Here is a 24260-nt window from a genome sequence, read left to right as displayed (position 1 = left end):
CGGCGCGCCGCCGCCCTCCATGCATCGTTTCGATACCCGGCTGCGGGAGGACCTGCTGCGGCCCGCTGTCCCGCCGTGACAAAGGAACCGCACGACCATGCGTCGATCTTCGCCCTCCCCGACAACACTGCGGCCACACGCGGGCGTGTGGCTCACCATTGGCTGCCTGATGGGACCAGCGAATGCCATGGCCCTTCCGCCAACGACACCCTCTCCTCCAAACACGACCGATCTGGATGCAGTGCACGTCCAGTCCGGGCGCTACGATGCTCGCCGTGACGACACCGCCAGCCGTATTGTCGTCGACCACGATACGTTGCAACGACACGGTGATACCGACCTGCTGGAGGCACTCAAGCGCTTGCCCGGTGTCAGCGTTTCGAACGGCGCACCGGGCCGTCCAGGCACCGTGTCACTACGCGGCCTGGGCACGGGCTACACGCAGATCCTGTTGAACGGCCAACGCACACCCGCCGGTTTCAGCCTGGACTCACTGGCCACCGATCTGATCGAGCGCATCGAAATCCTGCGCGCGCCCTCCGCTGATCAGGGCATGGGTGCCATCGCCGGCACACTCAACATCGTCACCCGTGCACCGGTTGCAAAAGACAGTCAACGGCTGACGGTTTCATGGACGGATACCCAAGGGCGCATGACCCCGTCAGCGAGCTGGCGGCAGGCCCGTTCCAATCTCGACCGTGATGTTTCACTGACCGCCACGGCAACCGCCCGCGCATTCCTGGTGGAGGAACGCAGCAGAGAGGACGCCTGGGATGGTGTTGGTACGCCGTTGCTGCATCGACAATCGCGCCTGCGTGCCACCGGCCAACGCGACAGCGTTTCGCTCTCGCCCTCACTGACGTTCAGAACCAGCGATGACACCACCCTTTCGCTGCAGGCCCTGGTGGACGCGTCCGACTTCCGTCGCGACATGACCATTGATTGGGACACGTTGCTGGGCCCGGCACTACGCACTCCCCATTACCGGCAACGCACGCACCTGCGCCTTGACCAGGGCCAGGTCAGTGCAGAGTGGGAGAAAAAACTGTCGGATGGAGGCAGCCTGAACCTGCGCCTGGCAATGGACGGAAACCGGGAGGACTACCGCTTTCGCGAACAAGGACAGGATGAGGCACAACAGGATAATCTTTTCGATCGCACCGATGCGAAGCTGCACGTGCTGGGTGGCACCACCCGCGTGAAGTGGACCCTGCCGGCGTGGGGCCGCCATACACTGCAGGTCGGTGCTGAAAGCAGCATGGACTCGCGGCGTGAATCCCGAGTGCAGCAATTGCATTCTTCCCCCAGCGAACCGTCGACGGTCAGCGACCTCTCCTTCGATGCGCGGCTGCATCGCGTGGCGCTGTACGCGCAGGATGAGTTTCCTTGGGGCGCGCGCAGTGCCTTCTACGTCGGCGGTCGCTGGGAACAACTGCAGACCCGCAGCGAAGGTCGGAATTTCGCCACGACGCGTCACCGTGCCAGCGTGTTCACGCCGGTCCTGCAGGGCCTGTGGAAGCGTGCAAAGGGCAAGGACCAGCTACGGGTCTCATTGAGCCGCAGCTTCCGCGCACCAGCGCTGCGCTCGCTTGTCCCGCGTCCGTACACCTCTACCAACAACCGCCCACTGAACCCCGACGAGATCGGGAATCCATCGCTGCGTCCGGAACTGGCGTGGGGTCTGGATGCGGCTTGGGAAATGCACGGCAGTGAAGGCACTCAAGGAAGCATCGGCGGCTACCTGCGTCGCATCGATGCACCGATCCGCAATGAAACGGTGCTACGTGATGGGCGCTGGTTATCGACGCCGGTCAACGGTACCCGCGCCATGGCCTGGGGAATCGAGATGGATGGCAGGATGCCGCTGGCACGTCTGTACCGCAGAGGGCCGGATATCGAGCTGCGCGGCAACGCCACCTGGAACCACTCCCGGGTCAGGGATCTTCCCGGGCCTGACAATCGGATTGAAGACCAGGTGCCATTCACCGCCAGTGCGTCGCTCGATTACCGCATCTCATCGCGCTGGAGCAGCGGCCTGGCCTACACCCATCGCAGCGGAGGCAGAATACGTTACAGCCTGAGCGAGCTGGACATCACGTCCTATCGACGCGAACTGGAAGCCTGGGCACAGTACGCAACCGAGCGGCACGGCAAGCTGCGCTTGACCGCCTCGAACCTGTTGGCGCAGGACATCGAGACCGGCCAGTGGCGTTTCGACGAAGGCGGGTCGCAGGTACTTCGCAACACCCGGCGTTCCGTACCCAGCCTTCGCCTGCAATGGGAGCTCCCGCTGTGATCGATGTATGCACGGAGTACGACTCAAGCGCGCGGTACCCGACCGCGCACTCATGGTGATAACGGACGCAACAGCAACAACGTCGCCAGGCAGAACATGAAGACCGCCACACCTCCATCCAGCACACGCCAGGCGCTCGGCCTGCGGAACACCGGCTGCAACAGGCGCGCGCCGTAGCCCAACGTGCAGAACCAGGCCACACTGGCCACGCACGCACCGGCGGCAAAGGCCCAGCGCAGATCGCCCGGATAGCGCGTGGACAGGCTGCCGAGCAACACCACCGTGTCCAGGTAGACGTGCGGGTTGAGCAGGGTGAAGGCCAGGCAGGTCAGCAGTACCTGGCGCCCACTGTCGCCCTGCGCCTCGGCGGCGGCCAGCGCGCTGCCACCTCGCCACGCGCGTAGCCCTGCCTGCAGGCCATACCAGAGCAGGAAGGCCGCGCCACCGAAACGCAGCACCTGAAGCAGCAGCGGCCACTGCAGCACCAGCGCGCCCATGCCGCCAACGCCGGCAAGGATCAGCGCGATGTCCGCACCTGCGCAGGCCAGCACTACCCTCCCCACATGGCGCTGCTGCAGGCCCTGGCGCAGCACGAAGGCGTTCTGCGCGCCGATGGCGATGATCAGGCCGGCACCTGCGAACAGGCCGGCGGCGGTAGCGGCAATCCACATCAGGACAGGCCAGGCAGCGAAGGGATGCGCAGGGTGCGGCCAACGGACGCGTTAAGACAATCTGATTTTTCTTTATCCTGTGCAGAAAAACTGAAGAGGTGCTGGCATGGACCTGGTACATCCGCAACTGTCCGCATTTGCTGCAGTGCTGGAAGAAGGCAGCTTCGAGGCCGCCGCACGCCGGCTGTCGATCAGCCCGTCGGCACTGTCGCAACGGATCAAGGCCCTGGAGGACCGCCTTGGCCAGGTGCTGGTGGTGCGCCAGGCACCGTGCCGGCCCACCACCTCCGGTGAAGCACTGCTGCGCCGAGTACGGCCGATGCAGGCGCTGGAGGCCGAGGCAGTGGCCGAACTGCTGCCCGAACGCGGCAGTGACGCTGCGCGCACGCCGATCCCCTTGGCGGTCAACGACGACTCGCTCGATACCTGGTTCGTGCCCGCCATCGCCGACCTGCACCAACGTCACGGCTACCTGTTCGACCTGCGCATGGACGACCAGGACCACACTCTGCAACTGCTGCGCGACGGCAGTGTGCTGGGTGCAGTCACCGCCGAAAGCCAGCCGGTGAAGGGCTGCAACGTGCACCCGCTCGGCGCGATGCGCTACCACGCCATCGCCTCCCCCGGCTTCGCCCGCCAGTACTTCAGCGATGGCATGCAGGCCGCAGCCTTGGCGCGCGCACCGATGCTGGTGTTCAACCGCAAGGATGAACTGCAATGGCGCTTCGTGCGGCGGCTGACCCGCGCGCGGCTGCAACCACCGTTACACTATCTGCCCTCCTCCACCGGTTTCGTCGAAGCTGCCGCGTGCGGACTCGGCTGGGGCATGGCCCCGGAAACGCTGGTCGCGCCTGCTGTACGCGCCGGACGCGTGGTGGTACTGGAACCCCGCCGCTGGCTCGATGTGCCGCTGTACTGGCAGCATGCCGCCGTGCGTTCAAGCACGCTGCAGCACATCACCCAGGCGCTGCGCACTGCGGCCAGCGGCACCCTTCGTTGAGGACGATCCAATGACCGCAGACCCGGGCTTCACACGCCGACCACTACCGTTTGCCCACTTCTTCACCACAGGAACGGCATGCGCGTGAGCCGCCGACGGACAAGGATGCGCAGCGCCATGGGCGTGGCCGGCATGGCTCTGGCGGCCTGCCTGCCGTTCGCCACATCGGCGCAGTCCCTCACCGATGCACCGGCATTGGATTGGGAGCAGGCACGGCAGCGCCTGGAACAGGTCTCCGATGCACTGGCCGCCGCCGATGCAGCGGTGCGCAACAAGCAGGACCTGCAGGACGCCACCCGCCTGCTGCGCCTGCCGGAAATCACCGGCGAAGTGCGCCGGCTGCAGTTCCAGAAGACCCTTACCCTGCCACTGGGTTCGCTGGCGCCTGTCGCCGAGGCCTATGGCATCGACTCGCCGCTGTCATTCACCGAACGCGACTGGCGTACCCGCCCCGTGGTCACCGCGGTGCTGCCGCTGTACACCGGCGGCGTGATTCCGGCCGCGCAACGTGCCGCCAGCGCTGCCCACGAACAGGCCAGTGCCGAGCGCGAGGCTCAGCGCCAATCGCTGACCGTGCAGCTGGCCCAGGCCTATTTCGGCCAGCGTCTGGCCGAGCAGGCAGTGGATGTGCGCCGCGACGTACGCGATGGCCTCAACCGCCACCTGTCCGATGCGGAGAAGCTGGAACGCGAGGGCTTCGCCACCCGTGCGCAGCGCCTGCAGGCCACCGTGGCCCGCGACAAGGCCGAGCGCGAGTACCAGAAGACGGTGAACGACCTGGCCACGCTGAAGGCCGCGCTGTCCACGCTGCTGCGCAGTGGTGGCGAGGTACAGCCGGTGTCGCCGCTGTTCGTGCAGCGCGTGCCGCTGGAACCGGTGGCCAGCTTCGAGCGCACGGCGCAGGCGCGCCAGCCGCAGATCGCACGCCTGCGGGCGATGGTGGCGCAGGCCGAACAGGGCGTGCGCGTGCAGCAGGCCAAGCTGAAGCCGCAGATCTTCGCTTTCGGCCAGTACGACTTCCGCCGCCGCGACGAGATGCTGACCGATCCGGACTGGGCGTTCGGCATCGGCCTGAAGTACACCTTCCTGTCGCCGAACTCGCGGCCGGCGCAGATCAGCGCCGCGCGTGCGCAGCAGGAACAAGCCGAAGCCGGCCTGCGAGAGGCCGAGAACCAGGTCGCGCTGGGCGTGCGCAAGGCCTGGAACGAACTGGAAACCGCGCGCCAGCAGTACGTGCTGCTCGACAGCAGCATCGCCCAGGCACAGGAAAACCTGCGCCTGCAGGAGCTGGCGTTCCGCGAAGGCCAGGCCACCTCGCTGGATGTGATCGACGCGCGGCTCGGCCTCGGTGGCGCCCGTGTCGAGCGCGCGCAGGCCGCCTACCAATACGATATTGCGCTGGCACAGTTGCTGGAGGTCAGTGGGCAGATGGACCGTTTCGAAGAGTTCCGGCGGCGTGCGGACGAGGTGATCGACCATGAGTGATGTGCTGCACGACGATGCGACGACGCCCCCGGCCAAGCGCCGCCTGGGCCCGATCCTGATAGTGGTGCTGCTGGTCGTGGTGGTGCTCGGCCTGTGGCTGGCCTGGCGCAGTCCGGCCGACCAGATCCAGGGCATGGCCGATGCGGACACCATCAACGTGGCCGCCAAGATCACCGCGCGCGTGGCCGAACTGAAGGTGCGCGAGGGCGACCGCGTGCAGCCCGGGCAGGTGCTGTTCCTGCTCGACAGCCCCGAAGTGACCGCCAAGGAACAGCAGGCGCACGGCGCCCTGGCCGCCGCACAAGCCGTGGCCGACAAGGCCGACGAAGGCGCGCGCAGCGAAGACATCCGCGCCGCCGAAGCGAACTGGAAGCGGGCCGAAGCCGGTGCAACGCTGGCCGAAGCCACCTACCGGCGCGTGCAGAACCTGTTCAACGAAGGGGTGATGACCCGGCAGAAGCGCGATGAAGCGCATGCCCAGGCCACCAGTTCGCGCGAACTGGCCCGTGCCGCCCGCGCGCAGTACGACATGGCATTGGCCGGCGCACGCGAGCAGGACAAGCGTGCCGCGCAGGGCCAGGTGCAGCAGGCACAGGGCGCGGTGGCCGAAGTCAACGCCGCGCGTGCCGAAGTGGAAGGGCGCGCGCCGGTGGCCGGCGAGATCAACAAGCGCATGGCCGACCCGGGCGAACTGGTGCCGGCCGGCTACCCGGTGTTCACCCTGGTCGACATCGACCGCATGTGGGTGGCGATGAACCTGCGCGAATCGCAGATGCAGGGCCTGAAGGTCGGCAGCAAGCTGCAGGGCAGCGTGCCGGCACTCGGCCTGGACGGCGAGTTCGAGGTCTACTTCATCAATCCGGCCGGCGACTATGCAACCTGGCGCACCACCCGCCAGTCGTCCGGCTACGACGTCCGCAGCTTCGAGGTGCGGGTGCGCCCGGTACGCCGCATCGAGGGCTTCCGCCCTGGCATGAGCGTGCTGTTCGCATGGCCCCAGCACTGAGCCCCGGCCAAGGCGGCTTCGCCGCCTCCTGGCGGCGCGAGCATCGTTCGCTGCGCGGCAATCGTGCGGATCTGATGCTGGTCACCGTGCTGCCGCTGCTGATGCTGGTGGTGATGGCGTGGATGTTCACGCCCTCGGTGATGCGCGACATCCCGATCGCCGTGGTCGACCTCGACCACAGCAGTGACAGCCGCCTGCTGCTACGCATGCTCGACGCCAGCCCGGGAGTGCGTGTCGCCAGCCAGCCCGTGGACATGGAAGACGCGCGTTCGCAGCTGCGCAGCCTGGATGTGTTCGCCATCGTGCTGGTGCCGCGCGACGTCACCCGGCAGGCGTTGCGTGGACGCCAGGGCACGGTGTTCGCCTATTACAACGCTACCTACATGACCACCGGCCAATCTGCGGCGCGCGATATCGGCGACGCGGTCTCGGCGTGGAACGCACGCCTGCTGCGCGAGCGCATCGGCCTGCAGGTCGGCCCGGGCAAGCTGCGCGCGGCGCCGATCGCAGTGCAGTCGGACATCCTCTACAACCCTGCGCGCAGCTACGAGTTGTTCCTGCTGCCATTGATCTTCCCGGCGGTGCTGTCGCTGGTGCTGGCACTTGCGGTGGCCGGCAGCCTCGGCCGCGAGATCCGCGACGGTACCCTGCCCGCCTGGCTGGGCCGCACGCCGTGGTCGGCGATTGCCGGCAAGGTCGCGCCGTACATCCTGCTGTTCTCGCTGTATGGCGCGCTCGGCATCGGTTACCTGGCTTGGCTGCGCGGCGATGGTGTGGCTGGCAGCGTGCTCCTGCTGCTGCTCGCACAGCCCCTGTTCTATCTGGCCACCGCCGCCTACGCGTTGTTCTTCGTCGGCGTTACCCGCGACATGGGTACTGCGCTTTCCGCGGTCGGCCTCACCATCGGTACTGCACTGGCATTCTCCAGTGCCACCTTCCCGGTGCTGGACGGCCCCCTGTTCACCCGCATCTGGCATCAGCTGCTGCCGCTCAGCGCCTACATCAAGCTGCAGACCCAGCAGCAGTTCATCGGTTCGCCGCTGCAGGTTTCGGTATGGCCGCTGGCCACGCTGTTGTTGATGGCGGTGGTGGCCGGTGGCATCGGCGGCCTGCGCCTGATCGCCTTTGCGCGCACGCCTGCCGCCGCACAACCGGCAGGGGCCGACGCATGAGCGCACTCTGGCGCAGCCTGCGGCAGACCCTGATGGCGGTGCTGTGCGACCGCTACGCGATCGTGGTGATGGTCGGCGCGGTGATCCTGTATTCCTTCTTCTACCCGGCCGCGTACCGCCACCAGGTGGCAGGCAACCTGCCGGTGCTGGTGGTGGACGAAGACCACAGCGCGACCAGCCGCGAGCTGCTGCGAAAGCTCGATGCACTGCGGGTTGCACGCGTGGTCGGGCAACCGGCGGACATCGACAGTGCGCGCCAGCAGCTGGAAGCCGGCCACGCCGAGGGCATCGTGCTGATCCCGGCCAAGCTGGAGCGCGACATCCTGCGCGGCCACCCGGCCAAATTGGTGCTGCTCGGCAACGGCGCCTACCTGGGCCGTGCCAGCTGGGTGCTGGGCAGCGTGGCCGATGCACTGGGCGCGTTCGGGCGTGAGGCGGTGGTCGGCCAGGCGGCCTTCATGGGCGCGCCGCAGGCACCACCGGTCACCCTGGTGCAGCGCCCGCTGTACAACACCCAGGAAGGCTATGGCAGCGCCATCGTGCCCGGCGTGGCCGAGCTGATCGTGCACCAGACGCTGTTGATGGGCATCGGCGTGCTGCTGGGTGGACGTCGTCTCGCGCTCGGCCGGCGCCTGCGCTTCGACCTGCCGACGCTGGCCGGCATGGCACTGGGCTTCGGCTTGATTGGCCTGTTCGGCCTGTTCTACTACGCCGGTTTCACCGCCTGGGTGCAGGACTATCCACGCGGCGGCAACCCACTGGGTCAGCTGCTCGGCGGCACCCTGTTCATCGCCGCCACGGTGGCCTTTGGGCTGTTCGTCGGCAGTTTCTTCCGCACCCGCGAACGCGCCTTCCAGTACATCATCGCCACCTCGATCCCGCTGTTCTTCCTGGCCAACCTGTCATGGCCGGCAGTGATGACGCCACAACCACTGGTCTGGCTGGCGCAGCTGCTGCCGACCACCTCCGGCATCAACCTGATGGTGCGCCTGAACCAGATGGACGCCAGCCTGGCCGAAGTCGGCCACGAACTGATCACCCTCACCGCCCTGCTGCTGCTCTACGGCAGCCTCGCCACCTGGCGCCTCCTCGCGAAAAAGGGGACGGAGGGGATTAAGTCGTAAACGGTCGGTTGGGGGAATTGCGACTTAATTCCCTCCGTCCCCTTTTTCCATAACGACGAACGCCGGCGTGGAGCCGGCGTTCGAGTACTGCGGTGTGGAAGGGGAAACGGGGTCCGGCAGCGACCGATCAGCGGTAGACGCGTTCGCAGCGGCGTTCAACCACGCGGTCGCCGTTCTTCTGCTGGCTGTTGCCCTGGATCTGGCGGCCGGCCGCACCGCCGGCCACGGCACCGGCCACGGTTGCAAGCTTCTTGCCGTTGCCGCCGCCCACCTGGTTGCCCAGCAGGCCACCGATCACTGCGCCGGTAGCGGTACCCGTGATGCGGTTCGGATCGCGCGAGTTGCGCTGCACTTCCACGTTCTTGCAGACCACGCGGCTGCCGTCGTTGAACTTGCGTCCCTCATCGCGCGGCCCATAGGTCTGCGCGCCGGCCACCGACGAAGCCGCCAGCAGGGTGCCCAGCACAAGCAATCGGGTCGAGGTCTTCATGGCCATCTCCTGAGTTCCGGTATGACGCAAGTGTCCTCCCGCGGTTGGCAACCGGAAGTGAAATACGCGTGTCCGCCACTTCATCGGCCATCGCACGTTCAGGAAGAAAATCCGCGCCCATCGCGACCAGCCGTCGCGATGGGCGCCGTCTCCCTGCCGGCCTTGCCCTCTGCTAGAACTCTTCCCAACCACCCGCATTGGCGGCCAGCGTCGGCTCGATCCGCGGCGACAGCGCCGCGGGCCGGCGTACCGGCGCAACCGATGCCGCCACCGCTGCCAGCGCCGGGCGCACCGCTGCCGCAGCGGTCACCGCCCCCGTGCGGAACACGGACACGGCCTCGGCCAGCAGGTTCGCCTGCTCCTCCATCGAGCGCGCTGCAGCACTGGCTTCTTCGACCAGCGCGGCATTCTGCTGGGTGGTCTCGTCCATCTGCACCACCGCCTGGTTGACCTGTTCGATGCCCGAGCTCTGCTCCTGCGAGGCAGCAGAGATATCGGCCATGATGTCGGTCACGCGCTGCACCGAGGCCACGATCTCGCCCATCGTGATGCCGGCCTGGCGGACCAGCGCCGAGCCGTCAGCGACCTTGCCGACCGAATCCTCGATCAGGCCCTTGATCTCCTTGGCGGCACCGGCCGAGCGCTGCGCCAGCGTACGCACTTCGCTGGCCACCACGGCAAAGCCCCTGCCCTGTTCCCCGGCACGCGCAGCTTCGACCGCCGCGTTCAGCGCGAGGATATTGGTCTGGAAGGCGATGCCATCGATGACCGAGATGATCTCGGCGATCTTCTTCGACGCTGCTTCGATGGCCGACATCGTGGTGACCACCTGGCCGACCACCTCACCGCCCTGCGAAGCGACACCATGCGCGCCGATGGCGAGCTGGTTGGCCTGGCGCGCATGCTCGGCGTTCTGCTTCACGGTGGAGGTCAGTTCCTCCATTGACGCTGCGGTCTCTTCCAGGTTTGCCGCCTGCTGTTCGGTACGCCGCGACAGGTCAGTGTTGCCCGAGGCGATCTCGCCTGCTGCCAGGTTGATGCTGGAAGCACTGCTCTGGATGCGGCCAACGATCTGCTTGAGCTGGTCGACGGTGGCATTGCAGTCATCACGCATGCGCGCGAACACGCCATGGAAATCACCCTGCATGCGCACGGTCAGGTCACCGCGCGAGATGGCCTGCAGCAGGGTCGACACCTGCACCAGGTTCTCGTCGGTGGTCTGCATCAGGCGATTGAGCCCTGCCACCATGTCGCGGAAATCGTAGGCGAAGCGATCTTCATCACCGCGCAGGCTGAAGTCGCCTGCCGCGGCCGCTGTCGCCAACCGGCGGATCTCGCTGTTGATCGCCGACAGGCTGGACTTGGTTTCGTCCATCGCCTGGGTGATCGCCGCCTTCTCGCCGGGCAGCGGGTCCATGTCCACCGACAGATCGCCGCGTGCGTAGTGTTTCATCACCTCGATCAGCCGGTTCTGCACCTGCACGTGCGATCCAACCAGCGCATTGGTCTCATGCACCATGCGCCCGTAGTCACCGGGGAATGCGCTCTCGTCCATGCGGTAGCTGAGGCTGCCGGCATCGTGCTGGCGGGCCAGCTCTCCCTGTGCCGCCATCACCGCCTGCAGCTGTGCCTGCATGCGTTGCATCGACTTCAGCAGCTGGGTCACTTCGTCGTTGCCGGTGGCGTCGATGCTGCTGTCCAGGCGGCCACTGGCGATGCCGTCAGCCAGCTTCACCGCTCCTTCCAGCGGACGGGTCAGGCTGCGGGTGATCGCCCAGGCCGCCACTGTGCCCAGCAACAGGCTCAGTGCCCCGAACGCGATCGACAGCGTGCCGGTCCACGATTCGGTTGCGCGGTACTCTTCGCGACTGCGTTCGGTCAGTGTCTCCTGGTGGCGCAGCAGGGCCGAGATGGATTCATTCCAGGCCGTTGCCAGACCGTGCTCGGCCAGCAGCTCCTTCGCTGCCCCATCAAAATCCCCCACCTTCATGCGCTCATGCAGTTGCTGGGTTGATGCATCGGTGGCCTTGCGGGCCACCTCGATGCGCGCGACCAGGGTGTCGCCGGTAGCGTCACGCGGAATCTTGATGTACTTGGCCCAGATACCGTCATAGGTCCGCGACAACTCCTGGGCACGCTGGTAATCCTTGTCGAACTCGTCACCCCGCTTGATCACCATCAGGCGGCGATGCATCAGCACCGCGTTGTTGGTATCAAGCATGTCATTCAACAGACGCATCTTCACCATGTTGACGTCCACCACTTTCTCGAACTGGGCGGATTTCAACTGATTCCCATACAACACCAGGCCAACGATGGCCATGATGAACAGCAGCAGCAGACCGAAGCCGGCGCCAAGCCGGGATCCCACACGGAGATTACGTAAGGCAAGCATCTCAATTCCCTTGATCGTGGCCGTACGTTCGATGGCGGCGCAGCGAAGGGAAACTTTACGGGGCTTTATATATGGACCGATCCAAATATATGGAACTGTGCAGGCCGTCAGAAAATACAGCGGCGGATAATGGCGCTATATCATTATCGAATACCGCTGACACGCCAGCGCCCGATGAAAATCACACGGGTTTAACACCATAATCACGCCCCCCCATCCAAAGCGACCCTGGATTATCTGCACCGGATACAACCGCCGCCCGGGCGGGCTACAGTCTTCAAATGACACGGATCCTGCACATCGAAGGCGCGTCCATCAACGACATCGCCAGCCTCTACGTGGAAATCAATCGCGTGTTCATGGCCGACGAAGACTGGCTGCTGGGCGCAAGCCTGGACGCGCTTGATGACCTGCTTCACGGTGGCTACGGCGCTCTCGCCGGCCATGCCACCGCCACGGTGGTGTGGCGTGACATCGCCCACAGCCGCGAGGCACTGGGCCGCGAGACCACACGCGCCTGGCTGCAGTCAAAACTCGGTCAGGGCGGCAGGTTCATCGGTCCGGCCATCCACGCTCAGTTGACGGCACTGGCGCTTGGCCAGGGACAGACCTACTTCGAGATCGTCATGGAGATCTTCGGCAGCCATCCGCAGATCACCCTGGTGCCTGGCTGAGCGCGCTGCAGCGACCAGACCCCATCCGCTCAGAGCTTGGCCAGGGCCTCGCCCAGACGGCGCGGGAACGCCACTTCGCTGGCCAGGTGCCATGCGCGTGCATTGGTGCCCAGCTGGGTCCACTCGGCCTCATCCATCGCCAGCGCGCGCTCGACGGCCTGTTCCAGCGCCTTCTCATCCACATGCCAGGTCCTGGACAGATGGCAGGGCTCGCCCTCGTGCGCGGCAACCAGGATGCCGCGGCTGTCGTCGATCATCTGATTCATCGGCGCGCCGTCGCAGGTGATCACCACCGCCCCGCAGCTCATCGCTTCCACCAGGTAATGGCCCCAGCCTTCGGTCTGCGACAGGCACAGGTGGAACGCATGTTCGTTCTGCAGGCGCTGCACCTCCTGGTCGGGCAGCCGCTCGCGGACGATCCGCAGGTTCGCGGCACCGCCCTCATCTTCGTCCGAAGGGCCGCCGCGCAGGATGGTCAGCAAGGGCCATTCAGGGTGCCGCTTCCAGACATTGACGAGTGCAGCCGTCCCCTTCATGCGGCTGGTACCGGCCGCATGCAGGAAGCTGCGCGACCTGCGCGGCACCGCCGGGTCGTAGCGGTCACGGCTGCAGAAACCGACTTCCAGCGCGCGCATGCCCAGCGCGTTGAAGATGCGCGTGGCTTCTTCGGTCTTGGTCAGCAACGCATCGAACCGCGGCAGGATCCGCAGGCTGCGTGCGGACACCCATTCCGGATTCGGAATCAGAAGATTGACCTCGGCCAGTCCGAAGCTTGCCGGCCGGACATGTTCCAGCGAAATGTTGATGTCGAACCGGGCCGGCGTGCGCCCCAGGCTCAGCCACGAGGCCAGCAGTCTGCGCAGGCGCATCCCGCGCAGTTTCCAGGCACCCCCATTGCGCACCGCGTCCAGGCGACTGACCGTCACCGTGTGCCCGAGCTGCTGCAACGAGCGCTCGATCACCTGGATGTCATGGGACAGGCCACGCTGGTTGTCGGCGGCCAGCAGATGGATATGCGCCATCAGGACGGACTCCCTGGCCGATGCAGATCGCGCGCCGGCAAGGCGGTCGCCAGCATGAAGCCCAGCACCAGGTAGAAATAGAACGAATGCGGCATCGCCCGGTAGAACACGTTGTCCGTGAACGCCGAAAGCGCATAGACGATGACCACGGCAAGTCCGGCGGTGGCGATCATCGCGGTGATGTCGTCGGCGTGGCCGAGGCGCCGCACGAAATGAATGCCGGGCAGGATGAAGACCAGCAGCATGATCAGCAGCAACGGCACGCCACCGGTCACCGCCGCTTCCAGGTACTCGTTGTGCGGGTGGTTGTAGCGGAAGATCGACTCGGACACCTCGCCGCGGGCGATGCCCTCACGTGCATAGGTACCGAACTGGTTCAGGCCCACCCCCGCCACGGGATGCTCGGCGAAGGCGTCGACCGCCACGCCCCACATGGCGATGCGCTCGCGGACCGAGCCGACCTCGTTTTCCTGGTTGAAACCGGAGATCTCGCCACTGACCTCACCGAAGCGCTGGATCACCTCATGGTTCAGCACCGAGGTGGCGCCGACCACGCCAATGACCAGGGCACCGACGAAGGCCAGTGCCCCCCGCCAGCGCCGGGTGCGCCGGACGTGCACCGCAATCACCATCAACATGGCGGGAATGAACGCCAGGATCGGCCCGCGGCTCTGCGCCAGGATCGAACCGTAGACGCCGACGGCGATGGCCACGCCGTGCAGCCAGCGTTCGGCCGGATGGACATTGGGCTGGATCAACCGGATGACCGAGAACAGCGCCATGCACAGCGTCACCATGGTGAACTCGATGGCCGTCCATTCGCCGCCGCTGAAACCGTGCGCGCGTTCAAGGCCCATCACGTGGTGCTGCACGATGCACGACCCGCCGAAGACCAGGGTGGACAGGGCGAAGATCTTCCAGATCAGGCGCCAGTCCAGCGCAGTGGCGAACACGGCAGCGGTACCCAGGTAGAGCAGTGTCTGTGCCGGCAGGTCCAGCTCGTTCCAGCGCAGCCCATGCCAGAGGATGCTGTAGAAAGCATAGGCCAGGCGCAGGAAGCAGACGATCACGATGAACCGGGCGATGCGGTAGCGCAGGCGGACATCGGGCTGGCGGCGGATCAGAACCACGCCGGTGACCAGCAGAGCCAGCAGCAGCACCGCCTTCAGCAGGGTGTAGGGTGCGGATCCGGCAAGCGGAATGATGGCGACCAGGATGCTCAGCAGGACGGTACGCCAGGTGTAACGAGGTTCGGCGGCCATGCAGGCTGCAGTCATGCTTGTTCTTTCCATCAACGCCCGCCCGGGATAAGTCGCCCCGGTTTCCATGGAGGCCGCTTGGCGGAAATCGCCGGGGCTGACACTACCGTGGGCCCCTGGGGAAATCAACCAAAGTGCCCGCGCAGGGGCGCAGGCGTTGGCGCACGGACAGCCCCGGGCCCAGCGCGGGTGCCGCGGATCATCGACCGCCCCAGGTCGCTACACTAACGACCTCTCCGGCCATGCCTGCGCGTGGCCACGCCCCGACGCCCTGCCAAGACGCGAAACGCCCCAAGTGACTGATACAAAAGACAACACCAGCAACGCCAAGGCGTCCAAGGAACACACCCCGCTGATGAAGCAGTTCTTCGCGGCCAAGTCCGATTACCCGGACCTGCTGCTGTTCTTCCGCATGGGTGACTTCTACGAACTGTTCTATGACGACGCCCGCAAGGCGGCGCGCCTGCTCGACATCACCCTGACCCAGCGCGGCAGCTCCGGGGGCGCACCGATCCCGATGGCCGGCGTGCCGGTACATGCCTATGAAGGCTACCTGGCGCGGTTGGTGGCGCTGGGCGAGTCGGTGGCGATCTGCGAACAGATCGGCGACCCGGCGCTGGCCAAGGGCCTGGTCGAGCGCAAGGTGGTGCGCATTGTCACCCCCGGCACCGTCACCGACGAGGCGCTGCTGGATGAACGCCGCGACACCCTGCTGATGGCCCTGTCGCGCAGCAAGCAGGGCTACGGCCTGGCCTGGGCCGACCTGGCCGGTGGCCGATTCCTGGTCAACGAAGTGGAAACCGACGACGCCCTGGAAGCAGAGCTGGCCCGCCTGGAACCGGCCGAGCTGCTGGTGCCCGACGAGGAGAACTGGCCGGAGTTCCTGCGCCAGCGCACCGGCGTGCGTCGCCGCGCGCCGTGGCTGTTCGATGCCGACAGTGGCCGCCGGCAATTGCTGAACTTCTTCAAACTGCACGATCTGAGCGGCTTCGGCATCGACGACAAGCCGCGCGCCACCGCTGCCGCCGGCGCCCTGCTCGGCTATGTCGAGGAAACCCAGAAGCAACGCCTGCCGCACCTGACTTCGATCGCGATGGAAACCGCCGGCGAGGCGATCGCGATGAACGCCGCCACCCGCCGCCATCTGGAACTGGATACGCGTGTTGATGGCGACACCCGCAATACGCTGCTGGGCGTGCTCGACAGCACGGTGACACCGATGGGCGGCCGCCTGTTGCGGCGCTGGCTGCACCGCCCACTGCGCCTGCGCGAGGTGCTGGTGCAGCGCCACCACGCGGTGGAAACCCTGATCGATCGCGGCAGCGACGCCGACATCCGCGAACAGTTCCGCCGCCTCGGTGACCTGGAACGCATTCTCACCCGCGTCGCACTGCGTTCGGCGCGGCCGCGCGATTTCTCCACTCTGCGCGATGGCCTGGGCCTGCTGCCGGCGGTGCGCGAAGTGCTGGCCCCGCTGGATTCACCACGCCTGCAGGCCCTGCATGCGGCGCTGGGCGAACACGACGAGTGCGCGCAGCTGCTGGCCAGCGCCATCGCCGAGATGCCGCCGCTGAAGCTGAGCGACGGCGGCGTGCTGGCCGATGGCTTCGATGAAGAGCTGGACGAGTTGCGCCGCCTGTCCACCCATGCCGACCAGTTCCTGGTCGACCTGGAACAGCGCGAGCGCGAAAGCAGCGGCATTGCCACCCTGAAGGTGGGCTACAACCGCGTGCATGGCTACTACATCGAGATCAGCAAGGGCCAGTCCGACCGCGCGCCGGTGCACTACACCCGCCGCCAGACGCTGACCAATGCCGAGCGCTACATCACCGAGGAACTGAAGGCGTTCGAGGACAAGGTGCTGTCCGCGCGCGACCGCTCGCTGTCGCGCGAGAAGTACCTGTACGAGCAGCTGCTGGATACCCTTGGCGGGCAGCTGGAACCGCTGAAGCAGTGTGCTGCCGCGCTGAGCGAACTGGACGTACTGGCGGCCTTCGCCGAACGCGCGCAGGCGCTGGACTGGGCGCGCCCGGAACTGCAGGCCGAGCCGTGCCTGAAGATCGAGCGTGGCCGCCATCCGGTGGTCGAGGCGGTACGCGAGCAGCCGTTCGAACCGAACGACCTGGACCTGCATCCGGACCGTCGCATGCTGGTCATCACCGGCCCGAACATGGGCGGTAAATCGACCTACATGCGGCAGAACGCGCTGATCGTGCTGCTGGCCCACATCGGCAGCTTCGTGCCGGCCAGCCGTGCACTGATCGGCCCGATCGACCGCATCCTGACCCGCATCGGCGCCGGTGACGACCTCGCCCGCGGGCAGTCGACCTTCATGGTCGAAATGGCCGAGACCAGCTACATCCTGCATCACGCCACCGCCCATTCGCTGGTGCTGATGGACGAGATCGGCCGCGGCACGTCCACCTACGATGGCCTGGCTCTGGCCGACGCGGTGGCCCGCCACCTGGCCTACCAGAACCGTTGCTACACGCTGTTCGCCACCCACTACTTCGAGCTGACCGCGCTGGCCGACGAGCAGTACGAGGGCGGCCGCAGCGGCATCGCCAACGTGCACCTGGACGCGGTCGAGCACGGTGAGGCGCTGGTGTTCATGCACGCGGTGAAGGATGGCCCGGCCAACCGCAGCTTCGGCCTGCAGGTGGCGGCACTGGCCGGCCTGCCGCGCGCCACCGTAGCGCAGGCACGCCGTCGCCTGGCCGAGCTGGAGCGGCGTGGCGGTGAAAGCCATGCCGCCGAGCTGGCGCCGCAGGCACTGGATGCGCCGCAGCAGTTCGGCCTGTTCAGCGCACCGGCCAGCAAGGCGCAGGAAGCGCTGGCGGCGATCGACCCGGACGAACTGACCCCGAAGCAGGCGCTGGAAGCCCTGTACCGGTTGAAGGCGCTGCTGTAGCCGCAGCGCACGCCCATGGCCTCCCGCCCACCTTGCGGGAGGCCCGTTGAAAGACTCTGCAAATCCGATTCTGCGTTTCAATTGACAGAATCTATCAACCTGAATGAATCATTCGATTATTCATTTCATCTGGCCATAGCTAAAGTCGAGTGAAGATGTTTCTCCCACGTCTTCACCGCCACCAGGAGCCAGCCGATGAGCCAGTCCGACAACAACAACGCCAAGTGCCCGTATCACACCGCCCCGTCGCCGGAGCAGGGCGCCGAGCAGCAGCGCGAGCTGAGCACCACGCCCAAGCAGAAGCATGGCGACGATCCGGTCACGCCGATGACCACGGCCTTCGGCGCGCCGGTGGTGGACAACCAGAACAGCAAGACCGCCGGTCCGCGTGGGCCGCTGCTGATGGAAGACGTGTGGCTGCTGGAGAAGCTGGCCAACTTCAACCGCGAGATCATTCCCGAACGCCGCATGCACGCCAAGGGTTCGGGCGCCTACGGCACCTTCACCGTCACCCACGACATCAGCAAGTACACCCGCGCCAAGCTGTTCGAAAAAATCGGCAAGCAGACCGAGATGTTCGCCCGCTTCACCACGGTGGCCGGCGAGCGTGGCGCCGCCGACGCCGAGCGTGACATCCGCGGCTTCGCGCTGAAGTTCTACACCGAGGAAGGCAACTGGGACCTGGTCGGCAACAACACGCCGGTGTTCTTCCTGCGCGACCCGCGCAAGTTCGGCGACCTCAACAAGGCGGTCAAGCGCGACCCGCATACCAACCTGCGCAGCGCGCGCAACAACTGGGATTTCTGGACGCTGCTGCCCGAAGCCCTGATGCAGGTGACCGTGGTGATGAGCGACCGCGGCATTCCGCGCAGCTTCCGCCACATGCACGGTTTCGGCTCGCACACCTACAGCTTCACCAACGCCGACGGCGAACGCTTCTGGGTGAAGTTCCACTTCGTCAGCCAGCAGGGCATCGAATCGCTGACCGACGCGCAAGCGCAGATCCTGGTCGGCCATGACCGCGAAAGCCACGGCCGCGACCTGTTCGCCGCAATCGAGAAGGGCGACTTCCCGAAGTGGAAGCTGTTCATCCAGGTCATGCCGGAGCTGGAGGCGGAAACCTACCGCGTGCATCCGTTCGACCTGACCAAGGTGTGGCCGAAGAGCGACTACCCGCTGATCGAAGTGGGCCAGTTCGAACTGAACCGCAATCCGGTCAACTGGTACCAGGACGTTGAGCAGTCTGCGTTCGCGCCGAGCAACCTGGTGCCGGGCATCGGCCCGTCGCCGGACAAGATGCTGCAGGCACGCCTGTTCGCCTATTCCGATGCGCAGCGCTACCGCCTGGGCGTGAACCACCACCAGATTCCGGTTAACGCAGCGCGCTGCCCGGTGCACAGCAACCACCGCGACGGTGCGATGCGCGTGGACGGCAACTACGGTGGCCTGCCGCACTACGAGCCGAACAGCTACGGCCAGTGGCAGGAACAGCCGCAGTACCGCGAGCCGCCGATGAAGATCCGCGGCGACGCCGACTTCTGGAACTTCCGTGAGGACGACGCCGACTACTTCAGCCAGCCCGGCGCCCTGTTCCGCAGCTACAACCAGGCACAGAAGGACCGTCTGTTCGCCAACACCGCCCGCGCCCTGGGTGATGCGCCGGACTTCATCAAGCAGCGCCACATCGACAACTGCAGCAAGGCCGACCCGGCCTACGGTGCCGGCATTGCCGCGGCGCTGAAGGCGCTGGCCAGCCAGCCGTCGGACCCGTTCAAGCCGGCCCAGCCGGAAGCGGACTTCCCCACCGCGACGCCGGGCGCCGAGGACATCGAGCTCTGATCGCCCTCCCCCGTGTACGGCACGCCGCCTCCCTGTGAGGCGGCGTCGCCGTTTTAACGGTCCGCGTCGTACCTTCTGCACGCCCAACCCAAATCAAGGAATCCGCAGATGAGCCTGACCGATGAACTTCTCGCCAAACTGCAGGGCGCCCCGCTGCAGCAGGTGTCGCAGCAGCTCGGCATCAGCGATACCCAGGCTTCCGGTGCGATCAGTGCCGCGCTGCCGGTGCTGATGGGCGCGCTGGGCAACAACGCCTCGCAGCCGCAGGGCGCGCAGGCGCTGCTCGGCGCATTGCAGAACAACCACAGTGGGCTGGACCTGGGCAGCGTGCTCGGTTCGGTACTGGGCGGTGGTGGCGGTGGTGCCGCCAGCGACGGCGCCGGCATCCTCGGCCACATCTTCGGCGGCAGCCAGCAGAAGGTGGAAACCGGCCTGTCCCAGGCCACCCAGCTCGACAGCGGCCGCACCAGCCAGCTGCTGCAGATCCTTGCCCCCATCGTGATGGCCTTCCTCGCCCAGCGCCTCGGTGGCGGCCAGGCCGATGCCGGCTCGCTCAGCCAGGCGCTCGGCCAGGAGAAGCAGCAGGTGCAGCAACAGGGCGGTCTTGCCGGTGGCCTGCTCGGCAGCCTGCTGGACCAGGACGGTGACGGCCAGCTCGGTGTGGGCGATCTGCTGAAGATCGGCGGCAGCCTGCTGGGCGGCAAGCGCTGAGGCATGCGGGCGCCGGACCCGGTCCGGCGCCCGGTTGCTTACAACGCGTCGATATCGCCCAGCGCGCGGATCAAGCGCCGCGCGCGCTTGTCCGGCTTGTGCTCCGGCGGCTGGAACCCATCGCGTGCGGCGATGCGCAGCGCACGCTGTTCGGCACGGCGCGCCTTTGAGGCCTCGCTCTCGGCATACAGCTGCTGTGCTGTCGGCGCCGGCCCGCGCTGGTCGCTCAGGCCAAGCACCCGGATCTCGAAATGCTCCTCGCCTCGATCGACCTGCAGCTGCTCGCCAACGCGCACCGCGCGTGAGGATTTCGGGCGCTGCCCGGCGACGCTGACCTTGCCGGTTTCGATGGCCTGCTTGGCCAGGCTGCGGGTCTTGAAGAAACGGGCCGCCCACAGCCAGATGTCCAGGCGGACACTGGGCGACAGCGGGGAAAGCTCGGTCATCGACAGGGACTACTCCGTTCGCTTGTTCAGGGGACGCGGGTTGTCGGGGTCGGTGCGGCAGCCGCTGCCCCCGATCAGGGTAGGTACGCCGGCGGAAAGATCCTGGCGCTGGCTGCCGACCAGGCACTCGGGGCGGTCGGTTGGCCGCACCTGGGTATCGCCCAACCGGTCACCTGTCGAACATGCGGCCAGTGCGGCGCCGATCAAGGCCAGCGCCATGCTCCATTTCACCTGCAGTCGTTGATGCATTGCCACATCCTGCAAACCGGCTTGGTGCTAGTGTGCGCCTCCCGGGATTCGATCACCACTCCATGGCCAAAGCGCCGCTTGACCTGACCTCCGGCCCGATCGGCCGCAATCTTCTGCTGTTTTCACTGCCTATCCTGGCAGGCAACATCGCGCAGTCGCTGAACGGTTCGGTGAATGCGGTCTGGGTCGGGCGCTTCCTCGGCGAGGCGGCACTGACCGCCACCGCGAACGCCAACAACATCATGTTCTTCCTGATCGGCTCGGTGTTCGGCTTCGGCATGGCCTCGACCATCCTGATCGGCCAGGCGATCGGCGCGCGCGACATCGCGCAGGCGCGGCGCGTGGTCGGCACCAGCGCCACCTTCTTCATCGGCCTGTCGGTGATCATCGCCATCGCCGGCTGGTTCATGGCCCATCCCCTGCTGGCGGCGATGGGCACGCCGGCCGCCTCGCTGCCGCTGGCCGAGGCCTACCTGCAGATCATCTTCCTGGCGATGCCGACGCTGTACGCGTTCGCTTTCCTCACCGCCGCGCTGCGCGGTGCCGGTGACTCGCGCACGCCGTTCCGTTTCCTGATGGTGTCGGTGGCGCTGGACATCGTGCTGAACCCGGTGCTGATCTTCGGCATGGGGCCGTTCCCCGCGCTGGGCATTGCCGGCTCGGCCTGGGCCACACTGGTCGCGCAGACGCTCTCGCTGGCCGGCCTGCTGCTGTACATGCGGCACAAGCGCCACACCCTGTGGCTAGGCCGCGCCGACATGCGCCTGTTCAAGCTCGACATGACCATCCTCAAGGCGCTGGTGATCAAGGGCGTACCGATGGGCCTGCAGATGGTGCTGATCTCGCTGTCGGTGATCCTGCTGATGACCATGGTCAACCAGTACGGCACCGACACCGGCGCGGGTTACGGGGCTGCCCTGCAGCTGTGGAACTACCTGCAGATGCCGGCGATGGCGATCGGTGCGGCGTGCTCGTCGATGGCCGCGCAGAACGTCGGTGCGCAGCGCTGGGACCGCGTGCGCGGCACTGCGCGCCAGGGTGTGCTGTTCAATTTCCTGCTGACCGGCGCGCTGATCCTGCCGCTGGTGCTGTTCGACCGGCAGCTGCTGGCGCTGTTCCTGCCACCGGCCAGCCAGGCGCTGGACATCGCCCGCCACCTCAACCACGTGGTGATCGGCTCGTTCCTGTTCTTCGGCGTCAGCTTCGTGATCTCCGGCGTGGTGCGCTCCACCGGCGCGGTGATTCCGCCGTTGCTGATCCTGGCCGGCTCGCTGTGGGGCGTGCGCGTGCCGTTCGCCGAACTGCTGCAGCCGTACTGGGGCGCCGATGCGATCTGGTGGAGCTTCCCGGTCAGTTCGCTGGTGTCGATGCTGCTGTCGCTGGCGTATTACCGCTGGGGCGGCTGGCGCAAGGCGAAGATGATGGGCAAGCCCTCGCACGCCGAAGAACTGGCCACGCCGTCGGAGATTCCGGCCTGTCCGCCGTCGCCGGTGGCCGACCCGGATGCCGCACCGCCACGGTAGTGCCGGCCGCTGGCCGGCAACCTCATGGACCGGTGAACGCCACGGTAGTGCCGGCCGCTGGCCGGCAACTTCATGGGCCTGTGGTAGTGCCGGCCGCTGGCCGGCAACTTCATGCCTCTGCGGAAGCACCGCGCAACAGCCGGCCAGCGGCCGGCTCTACCGTTTCTTCTTCGCCGCGTTGAACGTCGCCGCCGCGCGCAGCAGTGCCTTCAACGCTGCGGAATCGGGCATCGCACCTTCATGGATGTCGATCGCGCGCCGCGTGTTGCCCTCCAGGCTGGCGTTGAACAGGCCTTTGGGGTCGGCCAGCGCCGCCCCGTTGGCGAAGGTCAGTTTCACCGCCTGCTTGTAGGTTTCGCCGGTGCACAGGATGCCGTTGTGCTCCCACACCGGCGTACCACGCCACTTCCAGGTTTCCTGCACGTCCGGCAGCGCTTCATGGATCAACGCACGCACGCGTGCCAGCACTTCGCCACGCCAGTCGCCCAGCTCGGCGATGCGCGCATCGATCAGTTCAGCGGCCGGGGTTCCGGCATCGGCAGGGTTCGGTGCATGCGTGGCCATCAGCAGCTCTCGTCGGCAAGGAGATCAGAACAGCGGGCTTACATGTGTTCGCCGGGCAATGCCGCGGCCTGGCGCACCCAGTCAAGGAACCGGGCTTCATCCAGTACGCCATCCTGTGCAATGTGCAGGTAGCGCGTATCGGCACTCTTGGATGGCTCTGGCGGCACCGGCTTCAGCGCAGCGCCGCGGAAGAACGCCACCTTGATGTAGCGGGTGAAGCAATGAAAGCTGAGAAACCAGCCTTCGCCCGGCGCCACCGCATACATCGGCGAGTTCCACTTCACCGCCTTGTGCACCCCGGGTACGGCCTGTTCGATCAGTGCGTCCAGTTGTGCGCCGATCGGCCGCTTCCAGTCCGGCATGGCGGCGATATAGGCCTGCACCGGGGCATCGCCCTCGCCCTTGGCGATCTGTGGGTTGCCGCCGGACAACAGCGTGGGCGCGGCAGAAGGTGCGGTTCGCTTGGCAGGCATCGCACGGCACGTCCATCGGGATGATGCAGGCAGCCTAGCGCGACGCGCGCCTGGAGGTCACGGCGCGGTGCGCCATCGGCTCAGTCCGCCTGCCGCGCCCGGAACTGCCGCCAGTCCGGCAGCTTGCGGTGCCGGCGCAGCGAGCGCATCAGCGCCGCCATCACCATGCCGAACAGCGCACCAGCCAACAGCCCGGCCACCAGCAACAGCGCCAACGGCCGCTCACTGCCCTGCCACAGCATCAGCCACATCAGCGCGGTCCAGAACAACCCGAACAACAGGCCCTGCACCAGCGCGTTGATCCCGAAGCCGGCCAGGATCGGCGGTGGCAGTGCGATGCCCACGCGCCACAGCAGGCGATGCAGCAACGGCGCCGATTGCACGCGTGCCAGCCCCTTGCCGTCGAGGAAGCGCAACGCCGACTGGATGACAGCGGGATAGCGCGGGTTGATGTCGTTCATCAGCTGATCGTGGCCGATGCGATGCCGGAAACGCAAACGGCCACCCGAAGGTGGCCGTCGCGGCAACAACCGAAGTTGTTTATCAGGCCTTTTCGGCCAGACGGGCAGCCTTGGCGGCAGCAGCGGCAGCCAGGTCTTCCTTGATGCGGGCAGCCTTGCCTTCCAGGCCACGCAGGTAGTACAGCTTACCGGCGCGGACCTTACCACGACGCTTCACTTCGACCGAGTCGATGATGGCGCTGTGGGTCTGGAACACGCGCTCGACGCCGTAGCCGTGCGAGATCTTGCGGACGGTGAACGAGGAGTTCAGGCCGGCATTCTTGGTGGCGATGACAACGCCTTCGTAGGCCTGCACGCGCTCGCGGCTGCCTTCCTTCACCTTCACGTTGACGACAACGGTGTCGCCCTGGCTGAACTTCGGCAGTTCACGGGTGATCTGGGCGGATTCGAATTCCGCGACGATGGACTTGTTCAGCTTGCTCATGGGTT

22 protein-coding genes are annotated in these 24260 nt (G+C 66.5%); 11 read left to right on the top strand and 11 right to left on the bottom strand.

Annotated elements, in window-relative coordinates:
• The first annotated feature begins 97 nt into the window (after positions 1–97).
• A complete protein-coding gene (locus EKL94_RS05620; RefSeq protein WP_260473386.1) occupies positions 98–2296 on the top strand; it encodes a TonB-dependent receptor plug domain-containing protein in 2199 nt (732 codons plus the stop codon).
• Between the two features lie 50 nt (positions 2297–2346).
• Here EKL94_RS05620 and EKL94_RS05615 read toward each other — a convergent pair whose 3' ends face one another.
• A complete protein-coding gene (locus EKL94_RS05615) occupies positions 2347–2967 on the bottom strand; it encodes a LysE/ArgO family amino acid transporter (RefSeq protein ID WP_126928330.1) in 621 nt (206 codons plus the stop codon).
• 106 nt (positions 2968–3073) lie between these two features.
• Between EKL94_RS05615 and EKL94_RS05610 the strand changes: the two genes are divergently transcribed.
• The 5 genes from EKL94_RS05610 (at position 3074) to EKL94_RS05590 (ending at position 8754) form a co-directional block, all read left to right on the top strand.
• Entirely contained in the window at positions 3074–3967 is an 894-nt protein-coding gene (locus EKL94_RS05610; protein WP_126928329.1) for a LysR family transcriptional regulator ArgP, read from the top strand.
• Positions 3968–4045: 78 nt separating this feature from the next.
• Positions 4046–5452 carry a TolC family protein gene (locus tag EKL94_RS05605; protein ID WP_126928328.1) on the top strand — a complete coding sequence of 469 codons (1407 nt, stop codon included), beginning with the start codon at positions 4046–4048 and terminating at the stop codon, positions 5450–5452.
• Positions 5445–6458, top strand: coding sequence for an HlyD family secretion protein (locus EKL94_RS05600; protein WP_126928327.1), 1014 nt, complete (start codon positions 5445–5447; stop codon positions 6456–6458). Before EKL94_RS05605 ends, EKL94_RS05600 begins: the two co-directional genes overlap by 8 nt.
• The gene (locus EKL94_RS05595; RefSeq protein ID WP_126928326.1) at positions 6443–7630 is read left to right on the top strand and encodes an ABC transporter permease; all 1188 of its coding nucleotides are present in this window, start codon (positions 6443–6445) and stop codon (positions 7628–7630) included. Before EKL94_RS05600 ends, EKL94_RS05595 begins: the two co-directional genes overlap by 16 nt.
• Positions 7627–8754, top strand: a complete 1128-nt coding sequence (locus EKL94_RS05590; protein WP_126928325.1) for an ABC transporter permease — start codon at positions 7627–7629, stop codon at positions 8752–8754. The genes EKL94_RS05595 and EKL94_RS05590 overlap by 4 nt, the downstream gene beginning before the upstream one ends.
• Positions 8755–8881: 127 nt before the next feature.
• Here the strand turns inward: EKL94_RS05590 and EKL94_RS05585 are convergent, their stop codons facing one another.
• Together EKL94_RS05585 and EKL94_RS05580 are read right to left on the bottom strand one after the other, a co-directional pair.
• Positions 8882–9250 carry a glycine zipper 2TM domain-containing protein gene (locus EKL94_RS05585; RefSeq protein ID WP_032127541.1) on the bottom strand — a complete coding sequence of 123 codons (369 nt, stop codon included), beginning with the start codon at positions 9248–9250 and terminating at the stop codon, positions 8882–8884.
• 166 nt (positions 9251–9416) lie between these two features.
• Entirely contained in the window at positions 9417–11639 is a 2223-nt protein-coding gene (locus EKL94_RS05580) for a methyl-accepting chemotaxis protein (RefSeq protein ID WP_126928324.1), read from the bottom strand.
• Positions 11640–11920: 281 nt separating this feature from the next.
• On the opposite strand from EKL94_RS05580, the gene EKL94_RS05575 reads away from it, so the two are divergent.
• Positions 11921–12313, top strand: a complete 393-nt coding sequence (locus EKL94_RS05575; protein ID WP_126928323.1) for a barstar family protein — start codon at positions 11921–11923, stop codon at positions 12311–12313.
• A gap of 29 nt (positions 12314–12342) precedes the next feature.
• On the opposite strand, the gene EKL94_RS05570 is transcribed toward EKL94_RS05575, so the two are convergent.
• Positions 12343–13335, bottom strand: coding sequence for a glycosyltransferase (locus EKL94_RS05570; RefSeq protein WP_126928322.1), 993 nt, complete (start codon positions 13333–13335; stop codon positions 12343–12345).
• Entirely contained in the window at positions 13335–14612 is a 1278-nt protein-coding gene (locus EKL94_RS05565; RefSeq protein ID WP_126928321.1) for an O-antigen ligase family protein, read from the bottom strand. Before EKL94_RS05565 ends, EKL94_RS05570 begins: the two co-directional genes overlap by 1 nt.
• 337 nt (positions 14613–14949) lie before the next feature.
• Between EKL94_RS05565 and mutS the strand changes: the two genes are divergently transcribed.
• The 3 genes from mutS (at position 14950) to EKL94_RS05550 (ending at position 20055) form a co-directional block, all read left to right on the top strand.
• A complete protein-coding gene (gene mutS / locus EKL94_RS05560) occupies positions 14950–17505 on the top strand; it encodes a DNA mismatch repair protein MutS (protein WP_185829995.1) in 2556 nt (851 codons plus the stop codon).
• Between the two features lie 195 nt (positions 17506–17700).
• Positions 17701–19344: a catalase gene (locus tag EKL94_RS05555; protein ID WP_126928319.1), complete on the top strand. Its 1644-nt coding sequence runs from the start codon at positions 17701–17703 to the stop codon at positions 19342–19344.
• A 108-nt stretch (positions 19345–19452) separates the two neighbouring features.
• Complete coding sequence (locus EKL94_RS05550; RefSeq protein ID WP_111203359.1) at positions 19453–20055, top strand: DUF937 domain-containing protein; 603 nt, start codon at positions 19453–19455, stop codon at positions 20053–20055.
• A 38-nt stretch (positions 20056–20093) separates the two neighbouring features.
• Here EKL94_RS05550 and EKL94_RS05545 read toward each other — a convergent pair whose 3' ends face one another.
• Both EKL94_RS05545 and EKL94_RS05540 read right to left on the bottom strand, forming a co-directional pair.
• A complete protein-coding gene (locus tag EKL94_RS05545) occupies positions 20094–20501 on the bottom strand; it encodes an RNA-binding S4 domain-containing protein (protein WP_043396656.1) in 408 nt (135 codons plus the stop codon).
• A 9-nt stretch (positions 20502–20510) separates the two neighbouring features.
• A complete protein-coding gene (locus EKL94_RS05540) occupies positions 20511–20750 on the bottom strand; it encodes a hypothetical protein (RefSeq protein WP_126928318.1) in 240 nt (79 codons plus the stop codon).
• 62 nt (positions 20751–20812) lie between these two features.
• On the opposite strand from EKL94_RS05540, the gene EKL94_RS05535 reads away from it, so the two are divergent.
• On the top strand, positions 20813–22273 hold the full coding sequence (locus EKL94_RS05535) for an MATE family efflux transporter (protein WP_126928317.1): 1461 nt from the start codon (positions 20813–20815) through the stop codon (positions 22271–22273).
• Positions 22274–22429: 156 nt separating this feature from the next.
• Here EKL94_RS05535 and EKL94_RS05530 read toward each other — a convergent pair whose 3' ends face one another.
• From EKL94_RS05530 to rplS, 4 genes are all read right to left on the bottom strand, one after another.
• A complete protein-coding gene (locus EKL94_RS05530) occupies positions 22430–22837 on the bottom strand; it encodes a DUF1801 domain-containing protein (RefSeq protein ID WP_126928316.1) in 408 nt (135 codons plus the stop codon).
• 38 nt (positions 22838–22875) lie between these two features.
• Positions 22876–23310, bottom strand: coding sequence for a DUF1801 domain-containing protein (locus EKL94_RS05525; RefSeq protein ID WP_126928315.1), 435 nt, complete (start codon positions 23308–23310; stop codon positions 22876–22878).
• An 80-nt stretch (positions 23311–23390) separates the two neighbouring features.
• A complete protein-coding gene (locus EKL94_RS05520; RefSeq protein WP_126928314.1) occupies positions 23391–23771 on the bottom strand; it encodes a DUF6404 family protein in 381 nt (126 codons plus the stop codon).
• Positions 23772–23853: 82 nt separating this feature from the next.
• Complete coding sequence (gene rplS / locus EKL94_RS05515; protein WP_005408597.1) at positions 23854–24255, bottom strand: 50S ribosomal protein L19; 402 nt, start codon at positions 24253–24255, stop codon at positions 23854–23856.
• Positions 24256–24260 lie beyond the last annotated feature (5 nt).

It is taken from the genome of Stenotrophomonas maltophilia (assembly GCF_003970865.1).
Taxonomy (GTDB): Bacteria; Pseudomonadota; Gammaproteobacteria; order Xanthomonadales; family Xanthomonadaceae; genus Stenotrophomonas; species Stenotrophomonas maltophilia_AR.
The sequence above is the reverse complement of the archived record's forward strand: the minus strand, read 5'-3'. Positions and strand labels throughout refer to the sequence as shown.

Bases quoted from the DNA above. Each gene is read 5' to 3' on its own strand.
- EKL94_RS05620 (WP_260473386.1), top strand. From the start codon at position 98: ATGCGTCGATCTTCGCCCTCCCCGACAACACTGCGGCCACACGCGGGC.
- EKL94_RS05615 (WP_126928330.1), bottom strand. From the start codon at position 2,967: ATGTGGATTGCCGCTACCGCCGCCGGCCTGTTCGCAGGTGCCGGCCTG.
- EKL94_RS05610 (WP_126928329.1), top strand. From the start codon at position 3,074: ATGGACCTGGTACATCCGCAACTGTCCGCATTTGCTGCAGTGCTGGAA.
- EKL94_RS05605 (WP_126928328.1), top strand. From the start codon at position 4,046: ATGCGCGTGAGCCGCCGACGGACAAGGATGCGCAGCGCCATGGGCGTG.
- EKL94_RS05600 (WP_126928327.1), top strand. From the start codon at position 5,445: ATGAGTGATGTGCTGCACGACGATGCGACGACGCCCCCGGCCAAGCGC.
- EKL94_RS05595 (WP_126928326.1), top strand. From the start codon at position 6,443: ATGGCCCCAGCACTGAGCCCCGGCCAAGGCGGCTTCGCCGCCTCCTGG.
- EKL94_RS05590 (WP_126928325.1), top strand. From the start codon at position 7,627: ATGAGCGCACTCTGGCGCAGCCTGCGGCAGACCCTGATGGCGGTGCTG.
- EKL94_RS05585 (WP_032127541.1), bottom strand. From the start codon at position 9,250: ATGGCCATGAAGACCTCGACCCGATTGCTTGTGCTGGGCACCCTGCTG.
- EKL94_RS05580 (WP_126928324.1), bottom strand. From the start codon at position 11,639: ATGCTTGCCTTACGTAATCTCCGTGTGGGATCCCGGCTTGGCGCCGGC.
- EKL94_RS05575 (WP_126928323.1), top strand. From the start codon at position 11,921: ATGACACGGATCCTGCACATCGAAGGCGCGTCCATCAACGACATCGCC.
- EKL94_RS05570 (WP_126928322.1), bottom strand. From the start codon at position 13,335: ATGGCGCATATCCATCTGCTGGCCGCCGACAACCAGCGTGGCCTGTCC.
- EKL94_RS05565 (WP_126928321.1), bottom strand. From the start codon at position 14,612: ATGACTGCAGCCTGCATGGCCGCCGAACCTCGTTACACCTGGCGTACC.
- mutS (WP_185829995.1), top strand. From the start codon at position 14,950: ATGAAGCAGTTCTTCGCGGCCAAGTCCGATTACCCGGACCTGCTGCTG.
- EKL94_RS05555 (WP_126928319.1), top strand. From the start codon at position 17,701: ATGAGCCAGTCCGACAACAACAACGCCAAGTGCCCGTATCACACCGCC.
- EKL94_RS05550 (WP_111203359.1), top strand. From the start codon at position 19,453: ATGAGCCTGACCGATGAACTTCTCGCCAAACTGCAGGGCGCCCCGCTG.
- EKL94_RS05545 (WP_043396656.1), bottom strand. From the start codon at position 20,501: ATGACCGAGCTTTCCCCGCTGTCGCCCAGTGTCCGCCTGGACATCTGG.
- EKL94_RS05540 (WP_126928318.1), bottom strand. From the start codon at position 20,750: ATGCATCAACGACTGCAGGTGAAATGGAGCATGGCGCTGGCCTTGATC.
- EKL94_RS05535 (WP_126928317.1), top strand. From the start codon at position 20,813: ATGGCCAAAGCGCCGCTTGACCTGACCTCCGGCCCGATCGGCCGCAAT.
- EKL94_RS05530 (WP_126928316.1), bottom strand. From the start codon at position 22,837: ATGGCCACGCATGCACCGAACCCTGCCGATGCCGGAACCCCGGCCGCT.
- EKL94_RS05525 (WP_126928315.1), bottom strand. From the start codon at position 23,310: ATGCCTGCCAAGCGAACCGCACCTTCTGCCGCGCCCACGCTGTTGTCC.
- EKL94_RS05520 (WP_126928314.1), bottom strand. From the start codon at position 23,771: ATGAACGACATCAACCCGCGCTATCCCGCTGTCATCCAGTCGGCGTTG.
- rplS (WP_005408597.1), bottom strand. From the start codon at position 24,255: ATGAGCAAGCTGAACAAGTCCATCGTCGCGGAATTCGAATCCGCCCAG.